This is a genomic window from Mesorhizobium sp. M0968 (genome assembly GCF_040319065.1).
Taxonomy (GTDB): Bacteria; Pseudomonadota; Alphaproteobacteria; order Rhizobiales; family Rhizobiaceae; genus Mesorhizobium.
In genome coordinates, this window is sequence record NZ_JAMYNL010000023.1 from 43,928 (window position 1) to 57,820 (window position 13,893).

A 13,893-nucleotide genomic window follows, 5' to 3' on the forward strand; every position below is an offset into this window, starting at 1 on the left:
CGGGCGGCGTTAGACCAGAAGGCCAACCCGCCCTGCGCAGCGTCATTGAACGAGCGTCACCTGCCTTAGCGACACGGCGAAAATGTGAGCGCCACGGCAGGCCTCATCTCCATTCATGATTCATATTGCGCATGAGTGAATCCGTCCATACCCACGCAGGCAGACGCCTATGCGGCGATGGCTTGTTCTTGTTGATCTCTGGTTAATCGAACTTGACGCTGTCTTCCCTCGCTTCCCGGCGGCGGTCGCGCCATTCCCGACACCAGCCGAAGCGAATTGACGAGCCATTTTGAACGAGACAGCTCTAACGAGACAACATTGCGGCAAGATCGACGCGGATAGCGGCCGCGGTGTTGGCTTGCATGCTGGCCTCCAGGTGACGTTTGGCGACTTCACTCTGGCAGAGCGCTGGTCGCGATTCAGTCGCCGCATGGACGCCAAGCTTGGCCCCGACCATCTGCATTGATAATAATGCAGATTTGCATTGTCTTATCGCGATGAACAGGAATGTTTAACATGACAACGTTGACAGTGACGACAAGGGGACAGGTGACGTTCGGCAAGGACGTGCTGCAACATCTGGGCATCAAACCGGGCGAGAAAATCGAGCTTGATCTGCTGCCCGACGGTCGGGCGGAATTGAGGGCTGCACGGGCGAAGGGGTCGTTCCGGGACCTCCACGGCTTCCTCAGAGGCAAGACGAACGGCCGGGTGCTCAGCATCGAGGAGATCAACGAGGCGATGGCGGAAGCGGGCGCTGTGGCCGGGTCCGGCGAGGAATGAGGGTTACGGCCGACACGAATGTGCTGCTGCGCGCCTATGTCGCCGATGATGAGGGGCAGGCGGCCATTGCTGTCGACCTGCTGGCCAAAGCGGACATCGTGGCCGTGAGCGTGAAGGCCTTGTGCGAGTTCCCAGGGTTCTGGCCCGGCAGTACCAGACAGAGCGCGAAAATTTGCCGCGGCGATCCGGGCGTTGCTGAACACCGCGAATGGTTGTCGTCAACCGGCCGGCAGTTTCCGCGGGGCAAAAGTCGATCAGTGGGTTGCGAAACCGCCGCTGACCAGGTTTGGCAAACTGGACGTCAAGCCGCATTTGCGCAGGGCTCGGCGTCCCGGAAGCATCGCCGATGCCTGCGCAGTGACTGCGTCCTTGTTATAGCCAGCATCGCCAACAATCGCCCAGCCTGGCCCGTATGGCGCTGCGCCAGCGAGCGGCCTCTCGCGCCTTGCTGCGCCAAGACGGTCGGCGAAGGCAGGCCATCCCGGCTCCGATCAAGAGCCCCGCGCGCCAGCCGGGCCACCAAGGTTGCCGCGATCACCCTTGATGTCGTAGAGCCTACGGTCGGCGGTTAAAATTGGTGGAGAAGGATATATGCCAGAGCACCTGAAACTCGTCTCGACTGCCAAGTCGCATGGCGGCGCCCAGCATGTTTACTCGCATCTCTCCACGAACTGCTCGTGCGAAATGACGTTTGCCATTTTCGTGCCTCCGCAGGCACGGGAAAGCCGTTGTCCCGTGGTCTGGTACCTCTCCGGGCTCACCTGCACCCATGCAAATGTGATGGAAAAAGGTGAATACAGACGTATTGCCGCCGAACTTGGCGTGATCGTTGTCTGTCCCGACACCAGCCCGCGTGGTGCCGACATTCCGGATGAAAAGGACAATTGGCAGTTCGGCAGCGGCGCCGGTTTCTACCTTGACGCGACGCAAGAGCCGTATGCCAAGAACTATCGCATGTATTCCTATATCGTCGAGGAGCTGCCAGCCGTGATCGGGCGCGAATTTCCCGCCGATATGGCGCGCCAGTCGATCTTCGGCCATTCGATGGGCGGGCATGGCGCGCTGACGATCGCACTGAACAATCCCGGGCGTTTCAGAAGTTGCTCGGCCTTTGCGCCGATCGTGCAGCCAAGCACAGCCGGCTGGTCGAGGCCGGCTTTCGAAAAATATCTCGGCCTGGATGAGGCCTCGTGGCGGCGCTACGATGCAACTTCGCTCATCGAGGATGGGCACCGTTTCCCGGAATTCCTGGTCGATCAGGGAACGTCAGACGGTTTCCTCCAGGAGGGCCTCAGGCCTTGGCTGCTCGAAGACGCCTGCTCCAAGGCAGGCATTCCGTTGAAATTGCGGATGCAGGACGAATACGATCACTCCTATTTTTTCATTTCGACATTCATGCATGACCATATGACGTGGCATGCCGAACGGCTTTCACGAGGGTAGGCCGTAGGAATTGGTCGGCAGTCAGGCGGGCTCGGTGACGACGCCGATGCGCCGGTAGACGAATGGTTCGTCCTTCGAAGGAACCGTCGCAGCGCGCTGGGCCTCATCGATCAGCATTGCCATGCGCGCATGGATCGGCGATTTCGCGCAAGCCGGGTCCGTCGCGGCGGCATCGCCGGCGATTGCCATCGCCTGGCAGCGACAGCCGCCCCAGTCGATCTCGCGCCGCTCACAGTTGCGGCAGGGCTCCTGCATCCAGTCCGTGCCTCGAAAGGCATTAAATGCCGGGGAATCGGTCCAGATCGCGGCCAGGCTGCGTGATTCAAAACGCTCGAAGCCGAGCGACGGTATGGTCTGGGCGGCATGGCATGGCAGTACGGTGCCGTCTGGCGTCACCATGAAGGCGTCGCGCGCCCAGCCGCCCATGCACGGCTTGGGATAGATGGCGAAATAATCCGGCGTGACGAAATCGATGTTCATGATGCCGGTGAGCCGTTCGCGCGCCGCCGCGACGATCTCCGCCTGGCGGTCGACGGCAGCACGCTCGGGCATGAGTTGATCGCGATTGGTCAGCGCCCAGCCGGCGTACTGCACGTTGGCGATCTCGAGACGCTCCGCACCCAGCGAAAGGGCCAGATCGATGAATTCCGGTACCTCCTCGATATTGTGGCGATGGATCGGCGCGTTGATGGTAAGCGGCAAGCCGGCCGCGCGAGCGCGGCGTGCCGTTTCCAGCTTCTTTTCGTGGCTGCCCCTGTGATTGCCGATGCGCTCGGTGGTCGCCGGCCGTGCGCCTTGAAAGCTCAGTTGCAGATGGTCGAGCCCGGCTTCGGCAAATGCCTCGATGCGGCCATCCGCAATGCCGACGCCGGCGGTGATCAGGTTGGTGTAGACGCCGCGCGCCGAAAGCCTGGCGATCAATTGCTCGAGATCGCGACGCAGCGTCGGTTCACCGCCGGACAGATGCACCTGGAGAACGCCAAGGTCGGCCGCCTGCGAGAACAAGTCGAGCCAGCTCTGCGTGTCGAGTTCGCGATTGGCCTTCAGCAACTCGAGCGGATTGGAGCAATAGGGGCATTGCAGCGGGCAGCGATGCGTCAGTTCCGCCAGCATGCCGATCGGGGGGAGAGGGGGCTCGCTCATAGCTTCACCAGCAGCTTGTCCGACCATTCCTGCAGGAAGGCGACGACATCGGCCGCCACAGCCTCCCGTTCGGCATCATAATCTGCGGCAAGGCCGGCAATGATGTCGCCGACCGTGGATCGCCCATCGCAGCGGCGCAATATGTCGAGGCTGATCTCGTTTGGCCAGAACACCTTTTCGGGCGACAGCACGGCGAACGCCTGGCGCACGGGGTCATGCTGTATGCGCACGTGCTTCGGCAGCGATGGAACCGACTGCAGCGACACTATGGCTCTTTCGCGCAGTGCCATCATTGGGCTGCCTCCGGACGGAAGGCGCTGGGCGGGATATTGCCCGGCTCGCCATAGGCGTGTTGAAGCGCGTCGAGCATGGCCCAGAGTATATCGCATTTGAACACCAGTGCATCGATCGCCTGCTGCTGGCGTTCTGCCGTGTCGGCATGTTCGAGCACATAGGCGAGGGCGAAGTCGGCGTCGCGCGAGGCCTGTTCAGGCCGCCGGGTGAAATAGGCCAGCGTGTCCTCGGTGATATAATCGTATCTGGCCAGCATCGCGGGTACCCGCTCGCCGATGATGAGCGGCGAGAACATCTCGGTCAGCGACGACGCGACCGCCTCCAGCAGGGTCCGGTTCGTGCAAAAGGAGAGGTAAGCGCCAACCGCAAAACGTGTGGCCGGCAGGGCCAGCCTCTCGCTCTTCACCGCGTCGGCATCGAGACCGAGCGAGGTCGCCAGGTGCAACCAGCGCGCAATACCGCCGCTCCAGCCGTCCTCGCCGTCATGATCCTCGATGCGTTTGCGCCAGGCGGCGCGAAACGCCGGATCCTCGGCATGCGCGAGGATCATGGCGTCCTTGCGCGGAATGACCGCCTGATAGCAATAGCGGTTCAGCGCCCAGGCCTGCATCTCGGTCCTCGACAGCGCACCGCTGGTCATCCTGTGATGGAAAGGATGGCGGTTGTGATAGCGCTCGGCACCGACCTGCCGCAGCACTGCTTCGAGCTCGCTTGAGGACAGGCCGTTGCTGGCCGCGTCGTGGAAATCACTCAAAGTTCTATCTCCATCCCGTCGCAGGCCACTTCCCAGCCAGCCGCTTCGACGGCTGCATGCTCGGCAGAATTCTCGTCCAGAACAGGATTGGTGTTGTTGATGTGGACGAAGACACGGCGGCCGATCCTCACATCGGCCAAGCCGGCGATCGACCCCGCGTCTCCCGACATTGCCAGATGCCCCATGCGTGCACCGGTCTTTTGGCCGACGCCGGCAGCAATCATCTCGTCGTCGGTGAAGACCGTGCCGTCGAACAGAAGGCATGCGGCATCGGCCAGACGCGTGCGCAGGGTCGCATCGATGCGCGCGCAGCCGGGGATGTAGAAGACGGAGCCGCGACTGCCGGCTCCGGCGATACGGACGCCGATCGTGTCGCCGGCATCGGAGCTGAAATTGGCATCCGGCTGGCCTCTTTCTTCGAGATAGAGGGCTATCTTCCCGGGCACGGGAAAGCTCTCGACAGCCACCCCGGTGTCGTGGCCGTCTGCGTCGCAGATCGACAGCTCTTGCGCCGGCGGCAAGATGCGTCGCGGCACGAGCGCCGGATCGAGGACATTGAAAATCGAATTCGCCACCAGCGTCGCCAGAACCTGTGTCGTTGCATAGATAGCGAAAGGCTGCCGCTCACGCAGGCTGAGCAGGCCGGCGACATGATCGACATCGGCATTGGTCAGCACCACCGCGCGAATAGGGGTCGAGCGCAGCGGCGCATCGTGCGCGGGCTGCAATTCAGGCGTTGCCGCGATCTGCTGGCGAATGTCGGGCGAGGCGTTGAACAGAACCCAGCCGAGGCCATCCGCCGACGCGGCGACACTCGATTGGGTTCGTGAATGCACACCAGCTACCCCGGTGCGAGCCGCACGGCTCAGACGATAATTGCAGTTCCATTGCGGAAAGCCGCCGCCGGCCGCCGATCCGATGATTCTCAAGCGCATGAAAACGCCCGCCCCGCGGCTTCTCTGACCAGCAGCCAATTTGCAGCCGCAAAAAACGGCCCGCCCGCTTTGCGCGCCTCAAACTCTTTCACGAAAATCCCATACGGCAAGGGGATGCGTGCCCCTGTTGCCAGGGACACGCACCTCTGCGGCCTACTTCTTGGGAGTAATTTCAGCAGGCAGATAGCGCGAAATTTCAAAGCCCGCAGCAACCTGGCACATGGTCGGTTTTGTCCAGCTCTTCTTCATAACATTTCTCCTCTTCTACCAGCCCGAAGGGGCCGATCCGGTGGTTAGCCAACCATTGCAGGGCACCGAAGCAATGGCTCGTCCATCACGTTCTCAAAATGGACAAATGAACACAAGGTTTTGAAAGCCCGAAAAACAAAAAAGTATCGAAAGTAGCTGTAGTCTTCTCTTCAATTGTTCATCGCGTAGGTTTTTCCTCCTCCTGACCCATCCCAACTATTGCGTAATCGGATTGTCGTGCTCGTCGATCAGCGGCACATTGTAACCCAGCAGGAGCTTGGTGATCTCCGCCTGGTTTTCCCTGATCACCCGGTTGAGCGTCCGTTTCCATTCCTGGTCGGACGGACGTACACCCATGGTAATGCGGTAGGACATGCGCGAGCCGGTTTTTTCCTTCAACAGCGGAACAATGGTGACATCGGCTCCGAGTTCCCTGGCATAGTAGCCCGCCATCGGCCCCCACAGGACCGCCGCGTCGATCTTGCCGGCGAGCATGTCCTTGATCATGACCTCCCCCATGGAAGGCGTGACGCGCGTATCCACCGCCAGCGGGTAGATCTTGGCGGTCCGCAGAAGCTTGTTGGCGGCCATGTTGGCGGTTGGCGGCGTGCTTTCGACGACGCCGATTCTCTTGCCGGAAAGTTTCGGGTCTTCGATCGTCTCGATGCCTTCCATGCCGTTGCCTTTGGGGTATACGAGCACATAGGCGGAGCGGTAGTAGGCGTTGGTGTTCTGCACCAATTCATCGCCTTGGGCGTAGCCCATGATGATGTCGCATCGATTGGCCCCCAGCGTATTGCGCACAAAGCCGGTGACAGTGGGAAACCACGTGTAAGCGACTGATTTCCGCCCCGTCTTCTTGGCAACCAGTTCAGCCAGCTTGTTTTCGAAGCCTTGGCCGTTCTTGTCGGTAAAGGGCATGTTCGAGGGATCTGCGCAGACGCGCAGAATGTCGGGATCGACCAGTTCGCCCGCAGCGCCAAGCCCGGCATTTTGCGCCAGAACATTCGACGGCAGCAAGGCGAGCGCGCCGAGGATCGGCAGAACGACACGCAGCTTCGATGCAGTGCAGCCGGTCATATCATCCACCCATGCAGGATGCTTCGGCATCCTTGGCTGCCTGAGCCTTGTTTTCGTGCTTCGGCGGCCTGCCGCGGGGTGCCGCGCCATCGGCGCGCGCGCGCAGATAGACGTAGAGATCGTCCAGGTAACAATAGACGTTCTTGTTGTCGCCAAAGGCGGGCATGACGTTTTCCTTGCCGCCGCCGACATTCTTGCGGCCCTCGGCGACGATCGACAGGAACGTGGCGTAATCCATGGTCTTCAGGCTATTAGCCAGGGCAGGCGCATAGCTCGAACCTGTGGCGTCCTGTCCGTGACAGACATGGCAATCTGAGTGATACCGGCGGTACCCGCTGAAGGTGTACCAATCGACGGTTCCGTTTTCGATCTTGTAGGTCGGATTTCCGTCCGCATCTAAATATTTGCCTCCTTCTTGCTTCACCGCCTTGGCTTTCTCCATGCTGTCTTCGGCCCGTACCAGACTTGAGCTGGCCAGAGGCAGCAGGACCAGGGCGAGAGCGGAAACTGCAATGCGAACGATCATTCAGGCTCTTCCTTCGTTTGCCAGAAATCCTGGCTGCCGTCGTGCAGCGGCATTGATCGGAGTTGGGTGCGCGGCGCAATCGAGAGCCCGGTTCCCGGCTTCGGGGTGACCCGGGCTCTCGTTTTCGAACCTAGCCGTGAGGCTCTTCCCGGTTATCAGTCCGGGAGGCCGAAGACGGTGAGCTGGCCGCCCAGCGTCGTATAGTCGGCAAGTGCCGCATAACCGCCGACGGCACCCAGACCGGCGGTTCCAACGACCGCGGCCTGATCGCCCTGCGCACGGCCCTGATCAACGGCGCCATGCCAGGCGGCGGCGTTATCGGGCGAAAGCAGCCCACCTGCCAGACCGATACCGGCCCATCCACCGACGCCGGACAGAACGGCGACGTACTGCTTGCCGTCATGCTCGTAGGTCGTGATGTTGCCGATGATGCCGGACGGGGTCTTGAACTTGTAGAGTTCCTTGCCGTCCTTATCGACCGCCTTGATGTAGCCTTCGAGGGTACCGTAGAAGACGACGTCGCCATCCGTCGCCAATGCGCCCGACCACACCGAGAACTGCTCGGGCTTCGACCAGACGATCTCACCCTTGGCTGCATCCCAGGCAATGAAGTTGCCCATGTTACCGTCACCGCCGGGTGCCGCATACATCGACACGGTGGCGCCCACATAGGGCTGACCGGCGGTGTAGCTCACTTTGTAAGGCTCATAGTCCATGCAGACATGGTTGGTCGGCACGTAGAACAACCCGGTCTTCGGCGAGTAGGCGGCCGGCTGCTGGTCCTTGGTTCCAAGCGCGGCCGGGCAGATACCGGTCGAGTTGGTGTCTTCGCCGTTCTGCTGGGTCGAATACTTGGCCACGACCTGCGGGCGGCCATACTGGTCGCTCTTGGGATCCATGTTGACTTCCGTCGCCCAGTTCACTGCCGGATCGTATTTCTTGGCGACGAGAAGTTCGCCGGTGGCGCGATCCATTGTGTAGGCAAAGCCGTTGCGGTCGAAATGCACCAGCACGTCGTGCTTGGCGCCGTTGACCTCCATGCCATCGACGAGAATCATCTCGTTGATGCCGTCATAGTCCCACTCATCATGCGGGGTCATTTGGTAGAGCCATTTGGCAACACCGGTATCCGCATCGCGAGCCATGATTGTCATGGACCAGCGATTGTCGCCTGGGCGCTGGACCGGGTTCCAGGTCGAGGGATTGCCGGTGCCGTAATAGACCAGGTTCAGCTTGGGATCATAGGAATACCATCCCCATGTCGTGCCGCCGCCCGTCTTCCACTGTTCGCCTTCCCAGGTGTTCGTGCCGGAATCCTTTCCGACAGGCTTGCCGAGATGGGTCGTCTTCTCGGGATCGAGAAGGGTGTCTGCATCAGGACCTTCCGAATAGGCTTTCCAGGCGAGCTTGCCGTCTTTCAGATTGTAGGCGGCCAGCCAGCCGCGAACACCGAATTCAGCACCGGAGACGCCCACGAGCACCTTGTCCTTGATGACTACGGGTGCCGACGTGCCGGATTCGCCCTTTCCGCCGTCGGTCTGGTCTCCGTTCTTGACAGACCAGACGACCTTGCCGGTCTTGGCATCGAGCGCGACGACGGTGGTGTCGGCCTGGTTGAGAATGATCTTGCCGTCGCCATAGGCAACACCGCGATTGACCGTGTCGCAGCACATGATCGGAATGACGTTCGTGTCCTGCTTGGGCTCGTATTTCCACAGGATCTTGCCGTCATTCTTGAGGTCCAGAGCATAGACGTTGTTTGGGAAAGGCGTGTGGACATACATCACGTCGCCGATGACCAGCGGCCCGCCTTCGTGACCGCGCAGCACGCCGGTGGAAAAGCTCCATTTGACCTGCAGGTTCTTCACATTGTCGGCAGTGATCTGGTTGAGTTTGGAATAGCGGGTGTTGGCGTAGTCACCCGTCTGCATTGCCCAGTTCTTCGCATCCGATGCGAGCTTTGCAAGGTCTTCATTGGCCGAAGCCGTATAGGCAGCGCCGAGCGATAAAAACGCCGCGGTCGTCAGAATGTAAGTAGTTTTCGCAAGTACACGCATCCAAAATCCTCCCGGGTTCGCAGTGAAGAATCGACCGTCAAGCCCCACAAGGGCTTGCCCAAGCAATTCATGTTGGGAAGTTATTTTCCGGCAGCTGTCACGACCTACCCCGAAGCAGAGGGCACCGTTACCGCCCGCCCCCCTTGGTCTTCGAAAGACTGCCGCCGCTCCCTGATGACGGTGGCGCTCTTGAAGCCGGAAACAGGAAAAAGCTATGTCATCGTAAAAGGTCAGGCAAGCAAAAACCTACAATGGGTCGCTGCGCTGCAATATCGATATGGTGCGATGCAATATTTAGAAACAATTAAAATAAGCGCCGCGTGAAGAACTAATAAGAGGATGACCGCCAGCCGCGATATATATAGCAAACATATTGTTCGCGTATTCTCGAGGTGATACACATTTGACTTTATTTCGATATATTCTGCGGGGCACTTACGAGTAAGTATGCGGGCGTCTCGCTCGTTGCCGATAGTGAGCGAAGCATGAAATGAACGTATGAAGGAAGGTGCGCAGCGGGTCATGAAGCGGGCTCTTGTCGGTCGATAGGGCATTCCTCCTTTGGTCCTATACGCAGGCCATGGGAGCTTGACTGGCTTTGCGGCACGTCGCCAATTGGAGCGATGACCCCGTCTGGATGCATGGTGTCCAGGCCAACTGGAGGTTCCTCATGATAAGGTCTGTTGGATCTCTCACCTTGCCGGTGGCCTTTGCGGCGACGCTGGCTTTTGCCAACTTGGCCAACGCCGCGGGAGACTACCCGACGGCAACGATTGCCGACTACGTGCTCGGCTGCATGCAAACAAATGGCCAGACACGTCAGGCGCTTGAAAGCTGTTCCTGCTCGATCGATGTTATCGCCTCGATCCTTCCTTACGATCACTATGAGAGGGCGGAGACCTTCAAAAGCATGTCGCTGACGACAGGGGAGGCGGCAGGGTTGTTTCGCGAAAGCGCGCCAGCGAAGGCGGCGCGCACGGAACTGAAACGCGCGCAGGCCGAAGCCGACGTACGTTGCTTTTAGTCAGGCGGAACAGGCACGCGTGGCCGTGCGCCTCACAGTCCCGCCGTTTCTATGGCCATTGGCTGCGAAATACCTTGCAATCCGCGTTCGAGCCGTAAGGCGATCAGGCCACACCCGGAAATTTTTGCTGGAATGACCGCAAAAGGTCGCTCATCACCTGTGGATTGCGATGTTGTCGCGGCACTCTTACGTCGAACATGCCGAGCACGTGGGCTGGGCGCTGCGCAAGCACGATGATGCGGTCCGACAGCATCAGTGCCTCGCGCAGATTGTGCGTGACCATCAAGGCGGTCGTAGGTCGCGCTGACCAGACGGTCAAAAGCAATTGCCGAAGCCGCTCGGCGGTCTGTTCGTCGAGGGAGGCAAAGGGTTCGTCCAGGAAAAGCACCGCCGGTTCGGTGGCGAAAGCCCTGGCCAGCGCTGCCCTGCGCGCAAGGCCGAGCGAAAGCTCCGCCGGATAGAGCGAGCGCATGCCGGCGAGACCGAGAGTGTCAAACAGCTCGTCGAGACTCTTCGCTCTTAGGCTTTTCGGCAGCGCCAGCCTGACATTCTGCTCCACCGTCCGCCATGGCAGCAAAGTAGGCTCCTGGAACACGGCGGCGATGCGGTTCGAGCCGCCTTGCGGCAGTTGGAAAGAGCCGGAAAAGTCTTTGTCCAGTCCAAGCAGGATGCGCAACGTCGTGGTCTTGCCGCAGCCCGACGGCCCAAGCAGGCAAGCGAATTCGCCCTGCCGGACCTCGAAGGACAGACCCTGGAGCGCCGTGATCGAGACGCCTTGCGCGGACCTGAAGGTCTTTTCGGCGATATCGACCCTAAGCGGGACGGCGGCGCCAACGGGTTGCATGTCGTTCAATGGGCTGCACCAGGAGAAGTTCGATGACAAGCATCACCGCCACGAAAGCCAGCGTGTAGGCGAGAATGGCGGCGACGTCGAAGAGCTGGAAATAGAGATAGATCTGGAAACCGACGCCATTGGAGCGGCCGAGCAGTTCGACCACCAGGACGATCTTCCAGATGAGGGCGATGCCGGACCGCGAGGCCGCGGCAAAATAGGGCTGCAGTTGCGGCAGCAGGACATGGCGGATGCGCTCGAGTGGGGCGAAGCGGTAGACGGCGGCCATTTCGGCATAACGCGGATCAAACGCCCTGGCGCCTTCGCGCATCGTCACCACGACATTCGGGATCTTGTTCACGGCAACTGCGCCAATCGCCGCCGCCTCGTTGAGGCCGAACCAGATATAGGCGAGCACGATGACCACCAGCGCGGGAATGTTGAGAAACAGGACCACCCATGGACTGAAGAACCGGTCCACACCGCGGTGGCTCCCGAGGATGACGCCGATGACCGAGCCGATAATCATTGCGACGACGTACGCCGCAGCAACCCGTCCGAGTGTCGCGCCAAGGTGATAAAAAAGGTCGCCGCTCGCCGCTTCCCTGAGCAGCACCTGCCAGACCTGCCCTGGTGAGGGCAAAGCTCGGCTTTGCCACAGATTGGCCGCGAGGCTCCACAGCAGGCAAAGTCCCAGCAGGGAAACCGTTACCGTCAGCGCTGGCGTCAGCGCCGTCGCAAAGCCGGATCGACGCGACTTGTCTTCCGTTGCGGTCATTTCGTGAGTTCCGGCCAGAACGTGCCGGGCGCCATCTCGGGCGCCCTGCCAACCAGCTTCTCGCCGCCTATCGCGGCCAGCACGTGATAGAGTTTGCCCGCATCGACCGCTTCTTCGGCGACCGGCCGTCTGGGGATGCCCTGGCGATAGCGGTCGCGCAGTTTTTCCAGCTCCTTGCCTTCTGCGCGAATGAGCGGCGCCAGGCGCAGCCATTCATCATCGGATTTGGCCAGCAAGTCCTTGGCCTGCTTGGATGCCTTGACGAAGCCCCGGGCGGCATCCGGATTGTCGCTCGCCCATTGGTCGTGGAAGACGTAGCCGAGCGCCGACACGGGGCCCGAGGCACCAAGCGCTTTCGTCGCGTCATCCGCACCGATCAACCGGCGAAAGCCATTGGCCTCGAGCCGGGCGCAGAAATGCCAGAAATTGAGCACGGCATCGAGTTCGCCTTGCATCGCCTTTTCAGAAATCAGCGGCGGCGCGCCAAAGACGACGTCACAGGCTGTCGGCAGGTCGAGGCCGTGCTCGCGTCTGGCCAGCGCCTGGACCAGTAGCCAGCTCTTGTCGAGCGGGCCGCCGGCGACACCGATTTTCTTTCGCTTGAGGTCGGCGAGCGTCCGGATCGGCGATTCCTCCTTCACCATGATTGCCCCCACGGCGGTCGAATAAGGGGCCAATGTAAGATCGCCGCCCTCGGAGCGCTGGCGCGAGACCCACAGCCAGTCGGTCACGATCATGTCGATCGCGCCGGCCAGCAGCGCGACGTTGGTCGCATCCTCCCCGGCGAAGTAGACAATCTCCAGATCGATCCTGTTGGCCTCGTCGAGCTTGTGGCGTTTCAGCGTATCGAGTTCCCAGCTCACGGTGCCGAACTTCAGGACACCAATTCGGACCTTAGCGGCCGCAAAGACGGCAACCGGCCTTGAGGCGAGGATGGCCGCCAGAGCCGCCAAGCGCAGCGTCGTACGCCGCGAAATCATCATGGCGTCTCCTCTTTCAGGGCCGTCGACGAACCAGGAATGTCGATCAAATCGCTCGTTCCTTGCTCGGAACGGCACATTTCCAGCGCACGACCTTGAGACTCGGATGTTCCTGAGACCATTTTGCGATCTCGGCGGGCGCCAGGAACATGCATTGGAACAGAGAGCCGCGGCTCTCGAAATAGAGATGTTCATCTCGGCAATTGCCCGGATTGGCGCTAAGGCACACCGTTAATATGAGATCGACCATGTCCATTTGGCACTTATCGTCGCCTGCGCGGCGAACTCTCCAGAGTTCGTGCTTTGGAGTTGCGCGGATTCCTGAAGGTGCCCAAACAGCAAACCGGTTGGAGTGAGGCTACGCGTTCGGCCAATAGGCGTCAATGATGTGGACCGCGTGTCGCCACACACTTCCCGTCGCGCAGTCGGGAAACGAAACAGGACCTTTGTACGATTGACTTCCCTCATCGGCAGTCTAGCTTTTCGAGGTGTGCAGGTCCTGCCAGTCCGGGGAGGAAGGACGAATGGTTCGCTCTCCCGCTTTAAAACGAATGCCGGCGATCAAGGCATCGACACGCGTAAAGTGTCCCGGGCACTCACACCATCAATGAGGAAATGCCATGCGCGCAGTCGCTTTTTTCGCCGCCGTGTCCGTCGCCACCTTTGTCACTACCCAGTCTCAGGCACAGGATGCCGCGGCGGGTGAGAAGGTCTTCGCCAAATGCAAGGTCTGCCACGTCGCAGACAAGGACCAGAACAAGGTCGGCCCGTCCTTGAACGGCGTCATCGGCCGAACGGCCGGGACGCATCCGGGGTTCAGCTATTCCAAGGCCATGACCGAGGCCGGCAAGTCCGGCGTCAAATGGGACGAAGCCACGCTGACGACCTACCTTCGCGATCCCAGGGCGATGGTCAAAGGAACCAAGATGGCGTTTGTCGGTCTCAAGAAAGACGAGGACATCGCCAACGTCATTGCTTATCTGAAACAATTCTCAAAATAACACGGTACCGCCGG

The 13,893-nt window shown here is 60.5% G+C and carries 17 protein-coding genes; 5 read left to right on the top strand and 12 right to left on the bottom strand.

The window, feature by feature from the left end:
* Positions 1–516 precede the first annotated feature (516 nt).
* Both NKH67_RS27310 and fghA read left to right on the top strand, forming a co-directional pair.
* Positions 517–783, top strand: coding sequence for an AbrB/MazE/SpoVT family DNA-binding domain-containing protein (locus tag NKH67_RS27310; RefSeq protein WP_353032186.1), 267 nt, complete (start codon positions 517–519; stop codon positions 781–783).
* Between the two features lie 591 nt (positions 784–1,374).
* The gene (fghA, locus tag NKH67_RS27315) at positions 1,375–2,226 is read left to right on the top strand and encodes an S-formylglutathione hydrolase (protein ID WP_353032188.1); all 852 of its coding nucleotides are present in this window, start codon (positions 1,375–1,377) and stop codon (positions 2,224–2,226) included.
* A 21-nt stretch (positions 2,227–2,247) separates the two neighbouring features.
* Here fghA and pqqE read toward each other — a convergent pair whose 3' ends face one another.
* The 8 genes from pqqE to NKH67_RS27355 all read right to left on the bottom strand — a co-directional run bounded on the left by pqqE (position 2,248) and on the right by NKH67_RS27355 (position 9,138).
* Positions 2,248–3,369 (bottom strand): pyrroloquinoline quinone biosynthesis protein PqqE, encoded by a 1,122-nt coding sequence (gene pqqE, locus NKH67_RS27320; protein WP_353032190.1) that lies wholly within the window; start codon positions 3,367–3,369, stop codon positions 2,248–2,250.
* A complete protein-coding gene (pqqD, locus tag NKH67_RS27325) occupies positions 3,366–3,662 on the bottom strand; it encodes a pyrroloquinoline quinone biosynthesis peptide chaperone PqqD (RefSeq protein ID WP_353032192.1) in 297 nt (98 codons plus the stop codon). Before pqqD ends, pqqE begins: the two co-directional genes overlap by 4 nt.
* Complete coding sequence (gene pqqC / locus NKH67_RS27330) at positions 3,659–4,417, bottom strand: pyrroloquinoline-quinone synthase PqqC (protein WP_353032194.1); 759 nt, start codon at positions 4,415–4,417, stop codon at positions 3,659–3,661. The genes pqqD and pqqC overlap by 4 nt, the downstream gene beginning before the upstream one ends.
* The gene (pqqB, locus tag NKH67_RS27335; protein WP_353032196.1) at positions 4,414–5,352 is read right to left on the bottom strand and encodes a pyrroloquinoline quinone biosynthesis protein PqqB; all 939 of its coding nucleotides are present in this window, start codon (positions 5,350–5,352) and stop codon (positions 4,414–4,416) included. The genes pqqC and pqqB overlap by 4 nt, the downstream gene beginning before the upstream one ends.
* Before the next feature lie 153 nt (positions 5,353–5,505).
* Positions 5,506–5,601: a pyrroloquinoline quinone precursor peptide PqqA gene (locus NKH67_RS27340; protein ID WP_101918690.1), complete on the bottom strand. Its 96-nt coding sequence runs from the start codon at positions 5,599–5,601 to the stop codon at positions 5,506–5,508.
* A gap of 216 nt (positions 5,602–5,817) precedes the next feature.
* Complete coding sequence (locus tag NKH67_RS27345) at positions 5,818–6,681, bottom strand: substrate-binding domain-containing protein (RefSeq protein ID WP_352450664.1); 864 nt, start codon at positions 6,679–6,681, stop codon at positions 5,818–5,820.
* A gap of 1 nt (position 6,682) precedes the next feature.
* The gene (locus tag NKH67_RS27350) at positions 6,683–7,207 is read right to left on the bottom strand and encodes a c-type cytochrome, methanol metabolism-related (RefSeq protein ID WP_352474919.1); all 525 of its coding nucleotides are present in this window, start codon (positions 7,205–7,207) and stop codon (positions 6,683–6,685) included.
* 155 nt (positions 7,208–7,362) lie between these two features.
* Entirely contained in the window at positions 7,363–9,138 is a 1,776-nt protein-coding gene (locus NKH67_RS27355; protein WP_502893813.1) for a methanol/ethanol family PQQ-dependent dehydrogenase, read from the bottom strand.
* A 195-nt stretch (positions 9,139–9,333) separates the two neighbouring features.
* On the opposite strand from NKH67_RS27355, the gene NKH67_RS27360 reads away from it, so the two are divergent.
* A complete protein-coding gene (locus tag NKH67_RS27360) occupies positions 9,334–9,588 on the top strand; it encodes a hypothetical protein (RefSeq protein WP_352744692.1) in 255 nt (84 codons plus the stop codon).
* 346 nt (positions 9,589–9,934) lie between these two features.
* Positions 9,935–10,288, top strand: a complete 354-nt coding sequence (locus NKH67_RS27365; RefSeq protein ID WP_023678826.1) for a hypothetical protein — start codon at positions 9,935–9,937, stop codon at positions 10,286–10,288.
* A 103-nt stretch (positions 10,289–10,391) separates the two neighbouring features.
* Here the strand turns inward: NKH67_RS27365 and NKH67_RS27370 are convergent, their stop codons facing one another.
* Genes NKH67_RS27370 through NKH67_RS27385 form a run of 4 tightly spaced genes read right to left on the bottom strand, consistent with a single transcriptional unit; the run spans position 10,392 to position 13,134 of the window.
* A complete protein-coding gene (locus NKH67_RS27370; protein ID WP_352617382.1) occupies positions 10,392–11,132 on the bottom strand; it encodes an ABC transporter ATP-binding protein in 741 nt (246 codons plus the stop codon).
* Positions 11,101–11,898, bottom strand: coding sequence for an ABC transporter permease (locus NKH67_RS27375; RefSeq protein ID WP_353032198.1), 798 nt, complete (start codon positions 11,896–11,898; stop codon positions 11,101–11,103). The genes NKH67_RS27370 and NKH67_RS27375 overlap by 32 nt, the downstream gene beginning before the upstream one ends.
* Entirely contained in the window at positions 11,895–12,881 is a 987-nt protein-coding gene (locus NKH67_RS27380; protein WP_353032200.1) for an ABC transporter substrate-binding protein, read from the bottom strand. Before NKH67_RS27380 ends, NKH67_RS27375 begins: the two co-directional genes overlap by 4 nt.
* A 43-nt stretch (positions 12,882–12,924) precedes the next feature.
* Entirely contained in the window at positions 12,925–13,134 is a 210-nt protein-coding gene (locus tag NKH67_RS27385) for a hypothetical protein (RefSeq protein WP_023678830.1), read from the bottom strand.
* Between the two features lie 364 nt (positions 13,135–13,498).
* On the opposite strand from NKH67_RS27385, the gene NKH67_RS27390 reads away from it, so the two are divergent.
* Positions 13,499–13,879 carry a c-type cytochrome gene (locus NKH67_RS27390; protein WP_352503280.1) on the top strand — a complete coding sequence of 127 codons (381 nt, stop codon included), beginning with the start codon at positions 13,499–13,501 and terminating at the stop codon, positions 13,877–13,879.
* Positions 13,880–13,893: the final 14 nt, after the last annotated feature.

Bases quoted from the DNA above. Each gene is read 5' to 3' on its own strand.
- NKH67_RS27310 (WP_353032186.1), top strand. From the start codon at position 517: ATGACAACGTTGACAGTGACGACAAGGGGACAGGTGACGTTCGGCAAG.
- fghA (WP_353032188.1), top strand. From the start codon at position 1,375: ATGCCAGAGCACCTGAAACTCGTCTCGACTGCCAAGTCGCATGGCGGC.
- pqqE (WP_353032190.1), bottom strand. From the start codon at position 3,369: ATGAGCGAGCCCCCTCTCCCCCCGATCGGCATGCTGGCGGAACTGACG.
- pqqD (WP_353032192.1), bottom strand. From the start codon at position 3,662: ATGATGGCACTGCGCGAAAGAGCCATAGTGTCGCTGCAGTCGGTTCCA.
- pqqB (WP_353032196.1), bottom strand. From the start codon at position 5,352: ATGCGCTTGAGAATCATCGGATCGGCGGCCGGCGGCGGCTTTCCGCAA.
- NKH67_RS27340 (WP_101918690.1), bottom strand. From the start codon at position 5,601: ATGAAGAAGAGCTGGACAAAACCGACCATGTGCCAGGTTGCTGCGGGC.
- NKH67_RS27345 (WP_352450664.1), bottom strand. From the start codon at position 6,681: ATGACCGGCTGCACTGCATCGAAGCTGCGTGTCGTTCTGCCGATCCTC.
- NKH67_RS27350 (WP_352474919.1), bottom strand. From the start codon at position 7,207: ATGATCGTTCGCATTGCAGTTTCCGCTCTCGCCCTGGTCCTGCTGCCT.
- NKH67_RS27355 (WP_502893813.1), bottom strand. From the start codon at position 9,138: ATGCAGACGGGTGACTACGCCAACACCCGCTATTCCAAACTCAACCAG.
- NKH67_RS27360 (WP_352744692.1), top strand. From the start codon at position 9,334: ATGTTGGGAAGTTATTTTCCGGCAGCTGTCACGACCTACCCCGAAGCA.
- NKH67_RS27365 (WP_023678826.1), top strand. From the start codon at position 9,935: ATGATAAGGTCTGTTGGATCTCTCACCTTGCCGGTGGCCTTTGCGGCG.
- NKH67_RS27370 (WP_352617382.1), bottom strand. From the start codon at position 11,132: ATGCAACCCGTTGGCGCCGCCGTCCCGCTTAGGGTCGATATCGCCGAA.
- NKH67_RS27375 (WP_353032198.1), bottom strand. From the start codon at position 11,898: ATGACCGCAACGGAAGACAAGTCGCGTCGATCCGGCTTTGCGACGGCG.
- NKH67_RS27380 (WP_353032200.1), bottom strand. From the start codon at position 12,881: ATGATGATTTCGCGGCGTACGACGCTGCGCTTGGCGGCTCTGGCGGCC.
- NKH67_RS27385 (WP_023678830.1), bottom strand. From the start codon at position 13,134: ATGGACATGGTCGATCTCATATTAACGGTGTGCCTTAGCGCCAATCCG.
- NKH67_RS27390 (WP_352503280.1), top strand. From the start codon at position 13,499: ATGCGCGCAGTCGCTTTTTTCGCCGCCGTGTCCGTCGCCACCTTTGTC.